This window comes from Cupriavidus basilensis OR16, from assembly GCF_000243095.1.
In the GTDB taxonomy this organism is placed as follows: domain Bacteria; phylum Pseudomonadota; class Gammaproteobacteria; order Burkholderiales; family Burkholderiaceae; genus Cupriavidus; species Cupriavidus basilensis_D.
In genome coordinates, this window is the sequence record NZ_AHJE01000147.1 from 48,817 (window position 1) to 67,445 (window position 18,629).

General features: G+C 66.8%; 14 protein-coding genes and 3 pseudogenes. 8 read left to right on the forward strand and 9 right to left on the reverse strand.

All coding sequences use genetic code 11. The features are described 5' to 3' along the window. Positions 1-108: 108 nt before the first annotated feature. Positions 109-2,205, reverse strand: coding sequence for a putative bifunctional diguanylate cyclase/phosphodiesterase (locus OR16_RS35970; RefSeq protein WP_006163914.1), 2,097 nt, complete (start codon positions 2,203-2,205; stop codon positions 109-111). Positions 2,206-2,543: 338 nt separating this feature from the next. Further along, positions 2,544-2,642, reverse strand: a pseudogene (locus OR16_RS46825) (DsbA family protein); the annotation flags it as partial. Positions 2,643-2,858: 216 nt separating this feature from the next. On the opposite strand from OR16_RS46825, the gene OR16_RS35980 reads away from it, so the two are divergent. Beyond that, a complete protein-coding gene (locus tag OR16_RS35980) occupies positions 2,859-3,785 on the forward strand; it encodes a LysR family transcriptional regulator (RefSeq protein WP_006163918.1) in 927 nt (308 codons plus the stop codon). 59 nt (positions 3,786-3,844) lie between these two features. Here OR16_RS35980 and OR16_RS35985 read toward each other — a convergent pair whose 3' ends face one another. From OR16_RS35985 to OR16_RS35995, 3 genes are all read right to left on the reverse strand, one after another. Continuing rightward, on the reverse strand, positions 3,845-5,947 hold the full coding sequence (locus OR16_RS35985; protein WP_006163920.1) for an alpha/beta hydrolase domain-containing protein: 2,103 nt from the start codon (positions 5,945-5,947) through the stop codon (positions 3,845-3,847). Between the two features lie 169 nt (positions 5,948-6,116). Continuing rightward, complete coding sequence (locus OR16_RS35990; RefSeq protein WP_006163921.1) at positions 6,117-6,638, reverse strand: DUF2938 domain-containing protein; 522 nt, start codon at positions 6,636-6,638, stop codon at positions 6,117-6,119. After that, positions 6,631-7,512, reverse strand: coding sequence for a class I SAM-dependent methyltransferase (locus OR16_RS35995; RefSeq protein WP_006163923.1), 882 nt, complete (start codon positions 7,510-7,512; stop codon positions 6,631-6,633). Before OR16_RS35995 ends, OR16_RS35990 begins: the two co-directional genes overlap by 8 nt. 74 nt (positions 7,513-7,586) lie before the next feature. On the opposite strand from OR16_RS35995, the gene OR16_RS36000 reads away from it, so the two are divergent. Then, positions 7,587-8,024, forward strand: a complete 438-nt coding sequence (locus OR16_RS36000; protein ID WP_006163925.1) for a helix-turn-helix domain-containing protein — start codon at positions 7,587-7,589, stop codon at positions 8,022-8,024. 234 nt (positions 8,025-8,258) lie between these two features. Here the strand turns inward: OR16_RS36000 and OR16_RS36005 are convergent, their stop codons facing one another. Further along, positions 8,259-9,578, reverse strand: coding sequence for a PLP-dependent aminotransferase family protein (locus tag OR16_RS36005; RefSeq protein WP_006163926.1), 1,320 nt, complete (start codon positions 9,576-9,578; stop codon positions 8,259-8,261). Between the two features lie 81 nt (positions 9,579-9,659). Between OR16_RS36005 and OR16_RS36010 the strand changes: the two genes are divergently transcribed. After that, positions 9,660-10,556: a DMT family transporter gene (locus tag OR16_RS36010; RefSeq protein ID WP_043422480.1), complete on the forward strand. Its 897-nt coding sequence runs from the start codon at positions 9,660-9,662 to the stop codon at positions 10,554-10,556. Positions 10,557-10,913: 357 nt separating this feature from the next. Here OR16_RS36010 and OR16_RS36015 read toward each other — a convergent pair whose 3' ends face one another. Further along, positions 10,914-11,330, reverse strand: coding sequence for a hypothetical protein (locus OR16_RS36015; RefSeq protein ID WP_006163929.1), 417 nt, complete (start codon positions 11,328-11,330; stop codon positions 10,914-10,916). Between the two features lie 515 nt (positions 11,331-11,845). Between OR16_RS36015 and OR16_RS36020 the strand changes: the two genes are divergently transcribed. The 4 genes and pseudogenes from OR16_RS36020 to OR16_RS36035 all read left to right on the forward strand — a co-directional run bounded on the left by OR16_RS36020 (position 11,846) and on the right by OR16_RS36035 (position 15,467). Then, complete coding sequence (locus OR16_RS36020) at positions 11,846-13,612, forward strand: FAD-dependent oxidoreductase (protein ID WP_006163931.1); 1,767 nt, start codon at positions 11,846-11,848, stop codon at positions 13,610-13,612. Positions 13,613-13,782: 170 nt separating this feature from the next. Then, entirely contained in the window at positions 13,783-14,070 is a 288-nt protein-coding gene (locus tag OR16_RS36025) for a hypothetical protein (RefSeq protein ID WP_043422481.1), read from the forward strand. 310 nt (positions 14,071-14,380) lie between these two features. After that, a pseudogene (locus OR16_RS36030) lies at positions 14,381-14,985 on the forward strand (alpha/beta hydrolase). Positions 14,986-15,068: 83 nt separating this feature from the next. Continuing rightward, complete coding sequence (locus tag OR16_RS36035; RefSeq protein ID WP_006163934.1) at positions 15,069-15,467, forward strand: hypothetical protein; 399 nt, start codon at positions 15,069-15,071, stop codon at positions 15,465-15,467. Between the two features lie 10 nt (positions 15,468-15,477). Here the strand turns inward: OR16_RS36035 and OR16_RS36040 are convergent. Then, positions 15,478-16,655 (reverse strand): annotated as a pseudogene (locus tag OR16_RS36040) (MFS transporter). 189 nt (positions 16,656-16,844) lie between these two features. Between OR16_RS36040 and OR16_RS36045 the strand changes: the two are divergent. Beyond that, positions 16,845-17,705 (forward strand): LysR family transcriptional regulator, encoded by an 861-nt coding sequence (locus OR16_RS36045; protein WP_006163937.1) that lies wholly within the window; start codon positions 16,845-16,847, stop codon positions 17,703-17,705. A gap of 23 nt (positions 17,706-17,728) precedes the next feature. Here the strand turns inward: OR16_RS36045 and OR16_RS44260 are convergent, their stop codons facing one another. After that, positions 17,729-17,968, reverse strand: coding sequence for a hypothetical protein (locus tag OR16_RS44260; RefSeq protein ID WP_006163939.1), 240 nt, complete (start codon positions 17,966-17,968; stop codon positions 17,729-17,731). Positions 17,969-18,629 lie beyond the last annotated feature (661 nt).

Consider the following 18,629-nt stretch of genomic DNA (forward strand, 5'->3'; position numbering starts at 1 on the left):
CGCCCCTTCTTATCCATGCGGCGGCGCTGGACGCCGCCGCATGGGGGTGAGAGTGGCTGGCACGCAGGCGAGTTCCACCGCGGCGAACAAGCATGGCGGATGCTCCACCTAAGGTGCCAGCGTCTCCCTCACCAGACCCGGCCCGATCACGGCATGGGCGCGACGAAAATGCTCAAGCGGCTGCGGGCGGCCAAGCAGGAATCCCTGCGCTTCGTCGCAGCCCTCGGCCTGCAGCAGGCTCAGTTGCTCGTCGGTCTCCACGCCCTCGGCCAGCACCGGGATTGCCAGGCTCTGGCCCAGGGCCAGGATGGCGCGGATGATGGCCTTGGCCTGCTGGCTGTCGGAGATCTCCGCGATAAAGGTGCGGTCCAGCTTGATCTTGTCGAACGGAAAGGCGCGCAAGGTGTCGAGCGAAGAGTAGCCCGTGCCGAAATCGTCGATGGCAATGGTCACGCCCAGCGCCTTGATGCGGCGCAATATATCCAGCGCCCGCTCCTTGTCGCCGATGATGGTCGACTCGGTGATTTCGAGCTCCAGCCTGCCCGCCGCCAGCCCGGTTTCCTCCAGCACTTGCGCCACCAGCGTGACCAGGTTGCCGTGCGTGATCTGCACCGGCGACAGGTTGACAGAGATCTTGCGCGGGAACGTCCACTGCGCAGCTTCCCGGCACGCCGTGCGCAGCACCCACTCGCCGATCGGCAGGATGGCGCCGCATTCTTCGGCCAGGGGGATGAAGTTGTCGGGCGGGATCAGGCCGCGCTCGGGGTGCAGCCAGCGCAACAGCACCTCGCAGCCGATCGCCTCGCCGCTGGCAATGGCGGTCTGCACCTGGTAGTCCAGCACGAACTGGTTGGCGGCAATGGCGGTCCACAGCTCGCCGGCCAGCGCGCGCCGCTCGCGCTCGGCCTCGTCCATGCGGCTTTCATAGAAGCAGATCGATTCGGACAAGCTGCCCTTGGCGCGGTACATCGCCAGGTCGGTATTGCTGACCAGCTGGTCGCGATGCGCGCCGTCGCCGGGATAGATCGCAATCCCGATGCTCGCGCCCGTGGTCAGGTCGAAGCCCTCGAGCCGCACCGGCTCGCTCAGGCAAGTGACCAGGCGCGCGCTGAAGTCGCTTAGCTCGGCCTGCCGCTCGAAACGTTTCACGGCAATGAACTCATCGCCGCCGATACGGGCAATGAACTCGCCCGGCTCCAGCTGGCCGGCGATGCGCTGGGACACGGCCCGCAGCACCGTGTCACCGGCCGCATGCCCATGCAGGTCATTGATTTCCTTGAAGCGATCCAGGTCGATGCCGAGCGTTGCCACCCGGCTGCCCTGCTTTTGCGCGCGCAGCAGCTCCTCATCCAGGTAGTCGTTGAAGTAGCTGCGGTTGGGCAGGCCGGTCAGCCCGTCGTGACGCGCCATGTGCTGGATCTTGGCTTCGATGCGGCGCTGCTCGGTCACGTCCTCGCAGGTGGTCACCCACGAGCCGTCGGCCATGGCACTGTGCGACAACGCAATGGCGCGGCCGTCGGGCAGGGCTTCCACGCTGCGCCACTGCTTGTGGCGGCGCAGGATCTCGCGGTGCCGATCGAAGAGCGCCTGCGCGTATTGCTCGGCGCGGCCGTCGGGGTGGCCCGGCTCGGCCTGCGCATCGCCGCCAAGGCGGCCGGCCAGCGCGTTCGGCGCCGCCATTTCGCTCTCGCGCACGCCGGCCATGGTGCGGCAAAGGGCCAGAAAATCCGCGCCTGGCGCCAGCGCCGCGCCCGCGCCGCGGAAGATCTCTTCCATGCGCCGATTGGTCAGGATGATCGTGCCGGCCGGATCGAACAGGCACAAGCCCTGCGACATGTTCTCCAGTGCCAGGTCAAGCGTGTGCGTCACCTCGGCGAGGCGTTCGGCATCGGCTTTCTGCTTCGTCATGTCGCGCGTGACCTTGGCATAGCCAAGCTGCTTGCCGGCGCGATCGAAGATCGGCGTGATGAGCACGTGGGCCCAGAAGCGCGTAAGCCCCGCGATGCGATCCTCCGGAGTGTAGAAGCATGAAAAATGCGCGCCCAGGATTTCATCCCGGGTGTATCCCTTGGCCCGCTGGGCGCCAGCATTCCAACTGCTCACGCGCCCCGCAGGATCCAGTGCGTAGATCGCGTAATCGGTCACGCCCAGTACAAGCGTGCGAAAAAGTTCGGTCTCGCCGGGAGGGCCTTGGATGTGCGGCATGTAGGGTACGAAGATAGGGTCGATGCCGTCTCGTGCAGCGCCTGCCCCGATGAAGAGGACAAGCCGCACATGCACGACAATCGACGGAACCGGCGCGGCCTGTGTGCCGGGACGTCGATTGGTATAACGGCATTGCGGGCCCGAAATTTACCCTCGCGCGGGCAAAGCGCAGCCCTGCGCGTCGCACACCGGGCCGTCCACGCGATCCGGGCCGCCCGCTTCGATGGGTCCACCCGCCTGCGCAACCGCCCGCGCCAGGCTCTCCTGCCACGCCGCCGCCTCGCCGAGGAACGGGCCCACGTCGAGCACGGCGAAACGATCGGCTTCGCTTTGCAGGGCAAAGGTTGGACGGCGCGCGCGGCGCGCAACATCGGCGCAGCGCCGTAGCACCAACCGCACAGAGGGTCGTAGATGTAATGCAGGGTGAGGCCGGACATGATCAGTGCTTCCTGGGATTGGTTGGTGGCGTCGCGCGCATTGTGGATCGTGACTTGGCTCACGGCCGTTACTTCCTCACATGGCGGGGGATCAAGGAAGTCACCAGCTTAATTTGCACGGATCGATACAAAAACCCCATAAAATAAACATCTTTGTTGCATTAATCGACCATATAGGGTGACAAGCTACGCCAACGTCACCCGTCGACCCATCCCATGGACCGCATCACCGCCGCCGAAGTCTTCGTCGCCATTGCCGAACGTGGCAGCATGACGGCCGCCGCCGAGGCGCTGGACATGTCGCGCGCCATGGTCACCCGCTATCTCGCGCAGATGGAAACCTGGGCCGAGCAGCGCCTGCTGCACCGCTCCACGCGCAGCCTGAGCCTGACGCCCGCGGGAGAGCAAGCGCTGGCGCGCTGCCGCCAGATGCTGGAGATCACCGCGCAGATGGCACGGCCCGAGCATGAACGCGCGGGCATGCCGCGCGGCATGCTGCGGATCAGTTGCGCGCAATCGCTGGCCGAGTCCGTGCTGGCCGCGGCCGTGGCGGCCTACCTGAAGCGTTATCCGGAGACCGCCGTCGACCTGCATATCGGCAGCCAGGCGGTCAACCTGGTGGAGGCACGCATTGACCTGGCGATCCGCATCACCAACGACCTCGATCCCAACCTGATCGCGCGCCCGCTGGCAAGTTGCGCCTCGGTGATCTGCGCCGCGCCCGCCTATATTGCCGCCCACGGCATGCCACGCAAGGCGCAGGACCTCGCCATGCACAACTGCCTCACTTACTCGTACTTCGGCAAGAGCCTGTGGCAACTGGAACGCGCGGGGGAAACGCTGGCGGTGCCGGTGCAGGGCAACCTCAGCGCCAATGAATCGGCCGTGCTGCTGGCCGCTGCGGTGGCTGGCGCCGGCATCGCCATGCAGCCGCTCTACTCTGCCGCGCCGCTACTGCGCAACGGCCAACTGGTGGCCCTGCTGCCCGGGTGGCGGCCGCAGGCGCTGGGCATCCACGGCGTATACGCATCGCGCCGGCAAATGCCGGCGATCCTGCGCACCATGCTGGATTTCCTCGCGGAGCGCTTCGCCGCGGATCCCGGCTGGCAACACGCAGGGACTGCGCAGAGGCTGCCGGGCTAGGCGAAGCGGGGCGGAGCGCCCCGCTTCGCCGCATCACAGCCCCCTCATAATCCGCTCACTCAGGGCAACACTGGATTCGCCTGCGCGCTCGCCACGCGCCGATCCGCATCCGCCTGCAGCAAGAAGCGCCTGGCCACCAGCCCGGCCGCCACGCTCTGCACCTTGGCCACATAGCCGGCCTGCTCGGTGTAGAGCGACTCCAGCGAGGGCCGAGCATCGCCAGCCGCAATGCGCGCGGCCTCGGTCTTGTGGAAGGGAATATAGCTACCGCTCAGGTTGACCAGATCCACAATGCCCGGCGGTGCGTCCACGTCAACGGAGTGGATCCCGGCCTTGGTCAGCCCGGTCTGCGCATCCACCTGCGGCACCATGATGGCGTAGTCCCGCCCCATGTACGACGGCGGCAACAGGGTCGGGATGCCGGACTCATCTTGCGGCCGGTATGTCGGGCCGTAGTCGAGCAACGGGAAGCCGTTGTAGCGCGCCAGATACTGCAGCGTGGGAATCGCGGCATTGCTGCCCGCACCGGCCCAGGTAATGCCCTTGGCGACGGGGAAGGTCAGCTGGTCGGGCCGTACCAGCGTGCCATCGGCGATGGCCGGAACCTGGCTGGCCGGCGGCGCGACATCGCGCGCCACCCAGTCCTCCAGCGCGACGAACAGCGCGCGGAAGGTATCGGCAAAGTCGACCATGGAGCCAGCCGGGTACACCGTGGCGGCAGGCGCGTAGCTGATCAGTGGCGACTTGCCGCCGTGCTGGGTGCTCGCGTAGTAGTAGATGCGCGCGTTGTCAGGCTGCTTCAGGTCGGCAAAGCCGTAGGGATCGGTCAGCACCGGCGAGCCCTGCAGCTGCCAGAACTCCGTGCCCGACAGGCCGAGGAAGAACTTCGGGCAGGTTTGCGTAGCGGTGCAGCGCTGCATGACACCGCCGCTGCGGCCAGCCAGCGTGTCCTGGTAGTCTGCGGCCAGCCCGCGCGGCGCGGTCTGGCCAAAGGCGCGATGGTCGGTGCGCAAGCCACCGCCGCCGCCGGGCACGGCGAAGCGCGTGTTGATGTTGGTCTGGCGCGCGGCCACATGGGCATAGATGCCGTCGAACACCTTGCTGCCATCCAGCGCCTGGTTAAAGCCAAGATGCAGGAAGGTCTTCATCGCATTGCCCGATTGCGAGGTGCCCTGCCCGATGGCAAAGCGCACCGCGCCCGCCACCGGATTGGGCGTGCCAGCCGAATCCGCGGCCTGGTGCCGGAAGAACGTGATGGTATCGCGCAGCGCCGCCAGCCCCACGCCCATCACCTTCGGGTCTTTCGCCACGTAGGTAATCTCGTAAAGGTAGCCCGGCGCGAAACCGCCCTTGAGGCAGATGTTGGCGGCGTCGGCCTTGCCCGGGAACGGATTGCTTGCGTTATCGCAGGTGGCGAACTTCCAGTCCGTTGCGGGAATCGCCACGCGCGGGTCGGTCTCGTTCACGCGCCGCGTCAGCGTATAGCCCGGCAAGGTATTGTCGAGGCTGGCCGGCGCATAGGGAATCATCGTGCTGTTGAACACGCCGCCCGGCAGGCTCATCGACGGGCTGGCCACGCTCGGGATCAGCTCTGCGGCGTAGGGGCCGGTAATGCTGCTGCCATCCTTGTTCTTTGCCACCGGCACCGTCAGCGTCAGCCGTGCCGCCGAGCTCTTCGGCACATCACCTTGCCAGGCCGAGTACAGCAGCACATAGCCGCGCTCGAAGTAGAGCGAATCGCCGGGCACCGCGGTAGGGTTCGGCATGGTCAGGATGTTGCCGCGATTGGGCGCGTCATATCGCAGTACGCCGCCTGCCTTGCTCATGTCCTTGGGCTTGAGCATGACGAACTCGGTGGTGTACTCGACCAGGCCGCGGCCATTCACCGGCGCCAGCGCCAGGTCCTGAATGATCGCGTTATGCGCATCGGCGGGATCGACTTCGCCCTTGAGCGTGCCGGTGAGTTTTTCATAGGGGCCCACGTTGCCGTAGGAACCGGCCATGTCTTCCCGTGCGGTGATGGTCAGCGTCGTGCCCGGGGTGGCCGCCGGGGTGGACGTCGCGGCGGTGCCCGCGTTTGCGCCGTCGTCGTTTCCGCCGCAGGCAATCAACGGCAAAGCTAGCGCCAGCGCCGCCGTGCGGCGCGCCAAGGTGGTCTCCATACTTGCTCCTCTCTTGTCGTACGCCCTGCTAAAGGGGGCGTTGGCGCAAAGTGTAGGGAGCGTGGCAATATAAGGTAAATGGATAGTTTCGATGGATTAAGCGGATAAGCAGCTGAATCGTTTTTTTGGGGCGCGTACGGATCGAGCGGGAACAACGCACTTGGCGCCGCTACCAGAAGCTCCGCCATTGAAACGTGTCCAGCCAACTTGTCACCCAGCCGGCCCCGTAAAGACCTAAGCCGAAGATCCCATGGGTGACGAGGCTATGGAGCCGCGCGGCGGCGGGATGCGGAGTGCGGCTGGCAGCAACGCCAGCGCCCATGCCTGGCTGCATCACGAAGAAGGGAGCCGCCACGCTGCCGATGCCGACCAGCAGCGCGGGGCCGAGAGTCGGATGACGGGCCCAGTCGAGGCCCCAGAGTGCGAGCAGCGCAGCCGCGAATACGATGCCGATCAGATAGTGAGCGATCCAGCCGCTCAGGCGCTCGCCCTTCACGGGTGCCGAGGCGCCAATGGGATCATGGCGAAAGCGCCCTCGCGCCAGATAGGCGAGCCAGCGGCCAACCAGGGCATAGTCCAGTGGCGAAATGCCGAGCAGCCGCTTTCGAGCCGTGGCCCAGATGTCCATCACCAAGGTCGCGCCCGCCCCGATCAGGAAAGCACACTTCAGGTAGCTCACGGCTTCAGGCATTGGGGGCCCCCTTCAGCCCGCCTGACGCAGACGGCGCTCGGGCGCTGACCATCCAGCAGGCCGCGGTGAAGTGAACTTCAGCGCCGCGCACATAGGGATCGAAGGCGGCGCGGACCGTGTCGATGACCTGCGTGCGCGTGCGCTCATCCGCCTCTTGAAGGATCAGGCCAACGGGACCGAGCCGGGAGAGGTAGCCGGTCAGATCCTTCTCGGGCAGGAGGCAGTCAACCTCGATCGGCCGGATCTCGATCGCGGCCCAGCCGCTCTCTTCCAGCAAGGATGAGACCCGCTGCCGGTCCGCGAAGGAGAACTGTCCTGGCGCATCCGGCCGGCGGGTGGGCATGTTCGGCAGCAGCGCAGCCGCGGCGCGCTCGGCCGTCGTCATGAACGGATTTTCCGCGGGACTCCGCCAGGCGATGCACCGGAACTCGGCGCCGTCCTTCGCGGCGCGCCGCAGGTTGCTGAAGGCCAGGACCGGGTTATCGAAGAACATGACGCCGAAGCGCGAGATGATCATGTCGAAACTTGCCGGTTCGAAAGCGTGGTTCTGCACGTCGGTGCGGATGAAACTTGCCTTGATGGCTTCCCGTCCGGCGCGTGCCCGCGCGGCCGCAATCATCGGATCCGAAATGTCGGCGCCGACGCAGTGGCCCTTTGCGCCGAGCCGCCGCGCAACGGCGAGCGTGGTGCTGCCCGTACCGCAGCCCACATCCAGCACATGGCGCGCGGCTCCCACGCAGACCGCTTCGACGAGCAGGTCCTCGAAGGGCTTGAACATCTGGTCGAGCGGCACCTGAGCCTCGACCCAGGCGCGCCCGGAGGGGCCCCGCCAAAGCGCCGACTGCTCGCTACCGGTCTGTTGGGTGGTATCCATGATTGTTTTCCTTTGCAGTGCTCAAGGCGTGGAAGCTACACTGTGCCTGTTCAAGTGGACTTGAGGTCAAGAGGGTGAACAACCTGGACATAGCCGAAGTGGCGCAACAATCCGGCGTTCCGGCATCGACGCTGCGGTTCTATGAGGAAAAGGGGCTGATTGCCTCCACCGGCAGGCGCGGGCTGCGCCGCCAGTTCGGTTCCAGCGTGCTGGAACGGCTGGCGCTGATCGCGCTGGGGCGCGCGGCCGGCTTCTCGCTCGACGAGATTGCCCTCATGTTCGCACCGCAGGGGCAGCCGCGCATCGACCGGCAGATGCTCGCGGCCAAGGCGGATGAACTGGACAGGGCGATCCGCAAGCTCAGCGCCATGCGCGATGGCCTGCGCCACGCCGCCGCCTGTCCCGCGCCGAGCCACATGGAGTGCCCCACCTTCCGCCGCATCGTGCGGGCCGCCGCGTCCGGCGCCATTGGCGCGCCGCCGAAGAAGGCTCCACGATCGCCGCGAAAATAGCTCCTGGAACCTCCGTGCCCTTCGGACTCGCCGCCCCAGGCGCGGATCGGAGCTGACTGCAAGCTGTGCAATGTCGAGAACCGCTTGTTGCTCAACGAAGTGGACCGGAATGCGCCAGGCCGATGGGTAGATCCCCCGCCTTACGCTGCGCGAAACTGTCGTGGGAAATCCATGCGGGACGCGTGCCAATGGCGACGCTAGCGTCCTTGATGGAACCCTTGGCCGCGCCCGCCCTCACCAAAGCTTGCGCAGCGCCTTAAGCCCTGCCGCGATGTCCGCCTCGTCGATCGCCCCGAAGCCGAACAGCAAGCCCGCGCGATCCTGCGGGCCGAGGTAGTACTCCTGCGTGGTCCAGACACCAATGCCCTGCTGCCTCGCGCGCGCCGCCAGCGGCTCGGGATCGGCGCGGCCAGCCCACAGCGCCGCCAGGTGCAGGCCAGCGGCGCAGGGCACCGGATCGAGGCGGCCGCTGAAATCCGCGCGCAGCGTATCGAGCAGAAGCTGCCGGCGCGCGCCATAGAGCCGGCGCATCTTGCGCACGTGGCGCGCGAGGTGGCCTTCGGCGATGAAGGCGGCGAGCGTATCCTGCGCGGTGACGGCGCAATGCCAGTCACTGCATTGCTTGGCCAGCGTGAGCGCCTGACGCGCCCAGGGTGGGGCTACCACGAAGCCCAGCCGCAGCGTGGGAAACAGGCTTTTGGAGAAGGTCCCCACGTAACACACGGATTCGGCGCGATCCAGGGTCTGCAAGGCGTCGAGCGGGCGCTCGCCGTGGCGGAACTCGCCGTCGTAATCGTCCTCGACGATGACGGCGCCACGCGCCTGCGCGAACGCGAGCAAGGCCGCGCGGCGCGCCGCCGACATGGCGTGGCCGAGCGGAAACTGATGCGATGGCGTGACGTCCGCCACCACGGTGCGCCCAGGCGTCACCAGCACGCGGGCCAGCAGATCGAAGGCCTGCTGCGCGCCCGCCGTGACCACCACGTCGCCAGCATGGCAGGCGACCGCGCGCGCAAACGAGACATGGCTGGCAATGGCCTCGCGCAGCGCGTGCTGCCCCTGCGGATCGGCGTAGGCCACGGGCGCATTTGCCATCGCCCGCATGGTGCGCGCGGTCAGGCGCCCCCACAGGTCCGCGCGGAACGCCGACAGCGCCGGCACGCCCACGCGAAAGTCGAAACGCGGCACCCTCGGCGCGGCTTCCCGTGGCGGCAAGGGCGGCGCCCGCCAGAACGCGGCCAGCCTGCGGTCCGCCTCGGGCGCGCCATGTTGCGGGGCCGGCGCGCGCGCGGGCGCCAACAACTGCGCCACATAGGTGCCGCCACGCTCGCGCGCCACCACATAGCCCTCGCTCAGCAGCAGGTCGTATGCGGCCACCACCGTGTTGCGCGACACGCCGCAGGCCTGGGCCAGCGCGCGCGTGGCGGGCAGGCGCAAGCCGGGGCGCAAGCGCCCATCCAGGATCGCCCCCTTGAGCTGGCCGTGCAAGCCGCGCAGCAAATGGCGCGAGCCGGGTGCCGGCAAGCGGATCGGGAAAGCGAATTCTGGATCCATGAATTTCCTTATTTCTGGTTCTTTTCCAGTACCAGTGTGCCGTCTTATCCTGGCCCTGTCATCCCCATGAGGTGCTTGGAAATGAAACGCTCCGATCTTTCGTTGTTGCTGTCGCTGGCCGCCCTGTGGGGCGCTTCCTACCTGTTTATCCGCCTGGGTGCCGGTGAGTTTGGCGCGGTGCCCCTGGCAGGCGCGCGCGCCGGTGGCGCGGCCCTGCTGCTGCTGCCGCTGCTGGCTTGGCGTGGCGGGCTGTCCGGCCTGCGCCGCCGCTGGTGGGCGATCGCCATGGTAGGGATCACCAATTCAGCGCTGCCTTTCGTCCTGTTCAGCTTTGCCGCGCTGACCATTCCAGCCGGCCTTTCCGCCATGTTCACGGCGGCCACCCCGCTGTTCACCGCGCTGATCGGCTGGCTGTGGCTGCGCGAAAACCTGGATGCGCCGCGCGTCGCCGGGCTAGCGCTAGGGTTCGCGGGGGTGCTGTGGCTGGTGTGGGACAAGGCTGGGCTGCAGCATGGCGCCGCGGGCAAGGCTGCCGGCCTGGCCGCACTGGCCTGCCTGGCCGCCACCCTGCTCTATGGCTTCTCCGCCAACTTCACCCGCAAGTACCTGGCGGACGTGCCCTCGCTGACGGTGGCAACGGGCAGCCAACTCGCATCGGCTCTGCTGCTGGGCGCACCCGCAGCCTGGCTGTGGCCGGCCACGCAGCCAAGCGCGCACGCGTGGCTGGCGCTGGGCGCGTTGACCATCGCCTGCACCGCGCTGGCCTATGTGCTCTTCTTTCGCCTGATCGCCAAGGCCGGTCCGGCTCGGGCGATGACGGCGCTGTTCCTGATCCCGGCCTTCGGTGTCTTGTGGGGCGCGCTGTTCCTGGGCGAGCGCATTACCCCTTCGATGCTGCTTGGCTGCGCCGTGATCCTGGCCGGTACTGGCCTGACAACAGGCGTCGTGCATGGATGGAGGAAGCGCCTGGCAAGCTAGGTGAGGCTGGGGAGGTGAAAGAATGCGGATTGGATGCTGCGGGCCCTGGAAAAGACTTCGGCGCGCCACAGTGGGCGCGCCGATCCGCATGCAGCGCGGGGGGCGCTGCGATAGTCGTTCTTTACAACGGGTGTGGTAGATCCTGAGGGTTCAGGCCGGGAGTGTCTGTGCCACCACGGTGGCCATGGAGCCACTGGCAACGCAAACCAGCGCCCAGCCTGCCAACACCCGGAAACTTTGCCAACGGCTCATGATGTACTCCTGGTATCCGCGTGTCGTGACGATGACGCCGCGGGGTGATTGACTGAATCCGGCGCGCCGCGGTCATCCAGAGCCTGCGGCGTGCCGGTTGTTCGCTCAAGCCTTGGCGCCGTCGGTATAGACGTCACGTGCACCGCTGCGGGCACCATCAAAGTACGGGTTGCGGTTGCCGTTGCGGGCGCCATCGGTGTACGGATCGAACTTGCGGCTGGGTTCCCCCGACACGCCGCTGCGGTCCAGGCCGGCGACGGTACGGAAACCATCCGTGTACGGGTCGGTCTTGCCAACGCGGGCGCCGTCGGTGAACGGATCAGCCTTGCCGACGCGTGCGCCTTCGGTAAACACATCGAACTTGCCGCTGCGGGCGCCGTCGCTGTAGACGTCGCGTGCGCGGTACTCATAGCCGTACTTGTCGGCGGGGACGGCCGCGGCTGCCTGGGCATGGCCGGCGGCGAAAGCGGCGGCGAGGGTGGCGGCGGTGAGCAGGGACTTGGCAAAAAGCTTGGTGTTCATGATGTTCTCCAATCGAAGCATGGGTCCGGGGGTCTGCTTTGGCCGCGGGGACCGGGATTTAGCTGGATCGCCTTTTTTTCGCCCCTTACCTATCACTAGGTAGAGAAGGAGGGCAAAAAAAATGACTTTCGTCGTTCTTACTCGTTTGCTGCACTGGAAACCGGCCGGCTGGGCCTTGTCTATCTGGCGTTACCTTGTTGCGGCATCCATGGAACACATCTTATCTACCTGTAAGTAGATAGTCAAGGGTTTTTACTAGGGAGAACGCAAGATATCTGGAAACGTGACAAGAGGATCAGGAAATCCAAGAGCCCCAAGAAGCACTATCGGATGCCACGCACCTTTGTTGCCCCGCGTGTACTACGCTTTTGTGGTGCGAGAACCGTGGGGGATTGCCGCGTCGCGGCATCGCGGGCAAACTCTGCGGGCCATGCCCGGGCATTCCCGGGCATGGCCCGCAGCACTCAACTCATCCGCACCTGCGCCAGCGCGGTGCCACCGGAGGCCGTACAGCCATGAGCGCAGACAATGCCATCGGGAGCCTGGAAACCCCCGGCCCGCAAGCGGTTGTTGCGGCGGGCCTGGCCATCGAGCAGGAGGCCGCCACCGCGGCGTTCTCCCCGATGGAGTCGCGCCGCCACCAGATGTGGCCCCTTCTTACCGCCGCCGAGATAGCGCGGGTCCAGCACTTCGGCACATTGCAGCGTTGGCGCGCCAATGAGTACCTGTTTCGCACCGGTGACCCTGCCCACGGCATGGCGGTGGTGCTGCAGGGCCGCGTGCGCGTGATGCAGCGCGACGCGCGGGACCGGGCGTCGGTGGTCGGCGAGCACGGGCCGGGCAGCTTCCTCGCCGAGGTGGGACAGCTTTCCGGCAAGCCCGCGCTGGTCGACGGCCTGGCGCTGGAGGACGTCGAGGCCATTTCGATTCCGCCTGATCGGCTGCGCGCGCTGATGGTGGCCGAGGCCGAGCTGGGCGAGCGGATCATGCGTGCGCTGATCCTGCGCCGCGTCGGCCTGATCGAGCGCGGCAATGGCCCGACCCTGCTGGGCCGCAGCAGCGACGCGCACCTGCTGCATCTGCAGGCGTTCCTGCGGCGCAATGGCTATCCCCACACCGTGGTCGACGCCGATACCGATCCCGATGCGTGCGCCCTGCTCGAGTTCAGCGCCGCCGGGCCCGGTGACTTCCCGCTGGTGATCTGCCCCGGTGGCGCGGTGCTGCGACGCCCGGACGCGGGCCAGCTTGCCACCTGCCTGGGCCTGCTGCCCGATTTTGACCCGGACTATGTCTACGATGTGATCGTGGTGGGTGCCGGCCCCGCCGGTCTCGCCACCGCGGTGTATGCCGCGTCCGAAGGCCTGTGCGTTGCCGTGTTCGACAGCCTTGCGCCAGGCGGCCAGGCCGGCGCCAGCTCGCGCATCGAGAACTATCTGGGCTTCCCCACCGGCATTTCCGGGCAAGCGCTAGCCGGGCGCGCCTTTGTACAGGCGCAGAAGTTTGGCGCGCACCTTGCCATCCCCCTGCAGGTGACCGCGCTGCATTGCGGCGAGCATCCGCAGCGCGTCGAGTTGAGCGATGGCCGCAGGATTTCGGCGCGCACGGTGGTCATTGCCAGCGGCGCGGCTTATCGCCACCCTGCAATCGCAGCGCTCGATCGCTATGAAGGACGCGGCGTCTACTACTGGGCGTCCCCGGTGGAAGCCCGCCTGTGCAGCGGTGAAGAAGTCATGCTGGTGGGTGGCGGCAATTCGGCCGGGCAGGCCGCGGTCTTCCTGGCCGCGCACGCCAAGCGCGTGCACATCCTCATCCGGGCCTCGGGCCTGGAGGCCAGCATGTCGCGCTACCTGATCGAGCGCATCGCGGCCCAGCCCAATATCGAACTGCATACCGGCTCGGAGATCGTAGCGCTGGGCGGAGAAGAACGGCTGGCCACCATCGGTTACCGCACCCGCGACAGCGACCGCGTGACCGAGGTACAGATCCGGCATCTGTTCCTGTTTACCGGCGCCGATCCGAATACGGGATGGCTCGCCAGCTGCAATGTCCGCGTGGACGCGAAGGGATTCGTGCTGACCGGCACGGACACGGCGCATGAAGGCACGATGCCGGCATCCGCGCTGGAGACCAGCGTGCCAGGCATCTTTGCAATAGGGGACGTTCGCTCGGGCTCCACCAAGCGGGTTGCCGCGGCCGTGGGCGAAGGCGCGGCGGTGGTTGCGCAGATCCACGGCTACCTGGCAAAAATGCAGCAGCCGGAGCCAGGCACGCTTGCCATGTAAGCACTGCCGGGCGCCTTGCAAACACCGGGCAATCAATTTACTCCTGCCGCCGCGCGCCGGCAATCGACTATGTGGACGGCGCGCGACAGGGCCAGAAATGCGCATTTATTTACTATATTGGTTGCATGGCAGGAGCTTCAATTCGAAGCCATCGATAGCGGGAGGTTGCCATGCGTTCGCTTGCAGACATGTTTAGTCCGCCCACCCCGGAGAAGATCGCAGCAAGGGAATTGCAGCAAATGCGGCTTACGTTGTTCCAAGCCGAGCGCCGCCTGCTAGAGGCACAGATGCAGGTCGACTACTACCGCGACCTGGTCGCGTTCCTGGAAGAGGTGAGCGCCTCAGGCGTCGAGAGCGTCGTGGACAAGCGGCGCACCCCGGTCACCGCCGAGTATGCGCAAGCGCCCCGCTCCGCGCCCGGCCTCATCACGGTGCCTGCCGTACCTTCAGCAGCCTGAAGCGTTGCCGGCGCCGGCGCGCCCCTTCACTTGTGCGGGGACGCGCTGGTGCGTCGTCATGCGATGCCGCGCGGCTTCACGCCGCGCTGTCCACCTGCTTGCATGACGCACGGCGCTTGCGCAAGCGTTGCCCATAGCCCGGCCGCCGGCACAGCGCCGGCGCTGTGCGATACTTGCCGCCTCACGCGGCCGTCCCCATGCCATCCGCGCAGGAGCGTTGCCTCGCACAGGGGCAGTGGCGCCCTGCGCGCTCGCCGTGCTGGCAAGGGAAGGGGTGCCCGCCCAGGAACTAGGAATCAGGAACATCGAAATGAGCGCACTGCTGCCAGCCATTGAAATCGAAACCGCGCCATCGCCCACATGGTCGGTCATCTGGATGCTTCCCAACGCGCCGGCCATCCCGGTCACCTGCAATGGCGGCTATGTCATGCCGGCGTGGTACGACATCCATTCGCTCGATGACGCGCGCCGCCACTGCGGACGAGGCCGGGCATCCGTGTCTCCCGCGACGCCATTCGCGCCCTGATCGCGCGGGAGAACCAGCGCGGCGTGCCCACCCATCGCGTGGTGCTGGCCGGTTTCTCGCAAGGCGGGGCCGTGGCCTATACCACTGGCCTGACGCATCCCGAAGCGCTGGGCGGCATCATCGCCCTTTCCACCTATATCCCCGCGCCGGCGCTGCTTGCCGCTGAGTTCAGCGAAGCCAACCGCGCCACGCCGATCTTCGCCGGACACGGCACCGAGGACGACGTGGTGTCCGTGCAGCTTGGCCTGCTGGCGCGCGCCACCGTGCAAGCGCAGGGCTGCCAGGTGGAATGGCACACCTACCGCATGTCGCACTCGGTCTGCATGGAAGAGATCATGGCCATTGGCGCCTGGCTGAATGCGCGCTTCGCGGCGGGCGAGAAGTCCTGACGCGCCCGCATATTGCCCCGAGAGCGCCCCGAGATCGGATAGCGTGGTAGGCTCGCGCCCCACCGCATGATTTGCCAGTCATTATGAAAACCTCGCCCCCCGGCGCTTCCGCGCCCACGCCAGCACCCGCGCTCAAGCTCGACTTCAATACCCGCAAGGCCTTGCTGTTTGCGCTCGCCGCCGAGCGCTTGTCGGCCTTCTACGAACACCGTCAATGGATGACCGATGCCCAAGGCGCAACCCTGGCGAGCCTGTGGCTGTCGCGCTCCAAGCTGCAACTGGCACTGACCGAGCGGCGCTTGCTGTCGCAACTGAGCGATCAGTTCGCGCGCCAGCTCGCCGGCACGCTCTCGCGCGAGGCGGGGCTGTACACCGCCCACGAAATGATGGAAGCGCTGGACCCCAACTACCAGTCCGCCTTTGCGCACGACCTGCTCGACGAGTGCGAGCGGCTGCTGCACGAGAACGGCGTGACTGAGTAGGGGTGGGAGACTAGACTCGGCTAGCCACCCTGGCCGGGCTGCGGTTCTTGCCGAATTGCTCGGCATCGAGCCGGCGGAACACCAGCGCCGATAGCAGCGTGATCGTGCCCACACTAAAGAACGCCAGCCGGTAAGCCGTGCCGGCAACGCCAAGCTGGGCTGTGAACATGCTGACCAGCCCGCCGCCGATGGTGACCCCGAGGCCGATTGCCAGCATCTGCACCATCGAGAACAGGCTGTTGCCGCTGCCCGCGTCTTCCACGCTCAGGCCCTTGAGCGTCACGCTATTCATGGCGGCGAACTGCATGGAATTGGTGGCGCCGAACAAGGCCAGCTGCGCGATGGCCAGGCCCACGGGCCAGCCCGGCGAAATCGCCGCGAACGAGGCAATCGAGCCGCCCACCAGTACGGTGTTGACCAGCAGGAAGTTGTCATAGCCAAAGCGCTTGACCAGCGGCACGATCCAGCGCTTGGCCACCACGCCGGCCAGCGCGGCCGGCAGCAGCATCAGCCCCGAATGCAGCGGCGAATACCCCATCTGCAATTGCAGCAGCAGCGGCATCAGGAATGGCACCGCGCCCGAGCCGATGCGGCACACCAGGTTGCCGGCCAACCCAATGCTGAAGTTGGGCTCACGGAACAGCGCCAGCCGGAACAGTGGGTTCTGCCGCCGCCGCGCGTGCGGGATGTAGAGCAGCGCGGATAGCAGGCTCAGCGCGAACAGGCTGCCGCTCCATGCCGCGTGGCTCGCCTCGCGCGGGGTATCCAGCGCCAGCGAGAATGCCACCATGCAAAGGGACAACAAGCCGCAGCCCAGAAAGTCGAACGGGGGCGCGCGGCCGACGGAGTGGTCTGGCAGGTAGCGCAAGACCGCCACCATGCCGATACGAGCTGGTCCAGGCTCTGCGCGCCCGCGCAGAACAGCGAGCCCAGCACAAAGATCAGGATCGCCGCGAAGTACACGCGCCGGGTGCCGAAGCGGTCGGCCAGCCAGCCCGAGGCCGGTGTGAGCATGGCCATGGTCAGCGTGTAGGCCACCACCACCGGCTTCATGTCGAGGGGGGTCTCGTTGAGGCTGCGCGCCATTGCGGGCAACGCGGTATTGACGATGGTGGTGTCGAGCGTTTGCATGAAAAAGCCCGCTGCGACGATCCACAACATGGCCTTTTGCGAGGACTGGCTGGTCATCTGGCACATCTCGAGGCAAGTACCGGCAATACGGGGCAATGGCCGGCGCGGCAACTGGAATGGCCCGCTGGAGACGTGATCGGGACAAAACCAGTGCCAGGAATGCAGCCGATGTTAATACCGGCCATGCCAATCGGGAACCCCGCTAGGTATATTGACTGTCATCGGAGAATCCGATGACAATGCGGCATGCTCAATCCCGTCTGGATCAAGACCTTCGCCACCGTAGCCGCCGCGCACAGCTTTACCGACGCGGGGCGCCAGCTCGGCCTATCCCAATCCAGCGTCAGCGACCACATCCGCCGCCTGGAACAACACGTGGGGCGCCGGCTCTTTGTGCGCGATACCCACACCCTGACCATGACCGCCGACGGCGAAGCGCTGCTGGCCCACGCGCGCCTGATCCTGGATGCCATTGCGCGCGCGGAGTCCCAGTTCAATGCGCCGCGCCTGCAAGGCCGCGTGCGGCTGGGTACCTCGGACGATCTCGCGCTGGGCCCCCTGCCCAATGTGCTGGCGGCGTTTCGCAACTCGCATCCGGATGTGGAACTGGAGATCACCATCGGCATGACCGGCAAGCTCTATGAGCTGATGGATGCCGGTGCGCTGGACCTGGTGATCGGCAAGCGCCGCGAAGGCGACCGGCGCGGGTCACCGTTGTTCAGGGGCAAGCTGGAGTGGCTAGCCCGGCCCGGTACCGTGGCCGACCTGCGCCAGCCTCTGCCACTGATTCTGGTGCCCGAGCCGAGTGTCACGCGTGCCATCGTGCTCGATACGCTGGCCAAGGCCGGGATGCGCTGGCAGATCGTATGCACCAGCAGCAGTCACTCGGGCTGCATCGCCGCCGCGCGCGGCGGGCTGGGCATTACCGTGCGCGCGCAATACCTGTCCGGGCGCGGCCTGTCGCCGCCGGTCAACAGCGACAGCCTGCCGGCGCTGCCGGAGGTGGAATTCATCTCGCTGCGCGCGGGCCGCCTGAGCCGGCCCGCCGAGACATTGCTGCAACTACTGCAAAAGAGCGATCTGCGCGGGTCCTGGCTGGACGAGTAGCCAGCACCTGCGCCGCGCGCGGCTCACGCATCCGCGCCGTCCTGGTACACATTGAAGCTACGGGCCGGCGACGCTGAAACGCCGCGGGTATCCATGCCAGCCACCTTCTGCGCGCCATCGGTGAACGGGTCGATGTTGCGTGCCGGATCGGAGGATACGCCAGTGCGATCCCGGCCGGCGATGCGGGCGCCATCGGTGAACGTATCGAGCTTGCGGGCACCGTCGACGAACGGGTCGATGCGGCGTGCCGGATCGGAGGACACTCCGCTGCGATCCAGGCCGGCGATGCGGGCGCCGTGAACGTATCGAGCTTGCGGGCACCGTCGACGAACGGGTCGATGCGGCGTGCCGGATCGGAGGACACTCCGCTGCGATCCAGGCCGGCGATGCGGGCGCCATCGGTGAACGTATCGAGCTTGCGGGCGCCGTCGGAGAACCGGTCCATGCTGCGCGCCGGATCGGCGGACGGGCCCGTGCGGTCCAGGCCGGCAATGCGGGCGCCATCGGTAAAGGGATCCACCATGCGGGCGTGGGTACCGTCGCTGAACGCATCGATGCTCCCGCCCCGAGCGCCATCGGTGAAGGCATTCACGGGCGCGGTGCGTGCCCCGTCGCTATAGATATCGCGCCCGCTGGTGGCGCTGTGGGAAGCCGGGCTGGCGGCTTGGGCGCTGCCCAGGGCGAACACGGCGCCAGCGATGGCGGCGGCAAACAGCGACTTGGTGAGCGACTTGGTGAGGTTCGGGTACATGGCAATCTCCAACTGGGTGAATGTGCCCATTCGTCGCCGCCACCCACAGGAACTTACAGGTTTTTTTCAGGTTGTTTGCACCGGCCCATGCGCCGCATCCAGGTGCGGCGCCCCAGCCACCTAAACCCTCCCCCGTCAAAAGTATGAACCCGGGGTTGCATCCAGCCAACCGC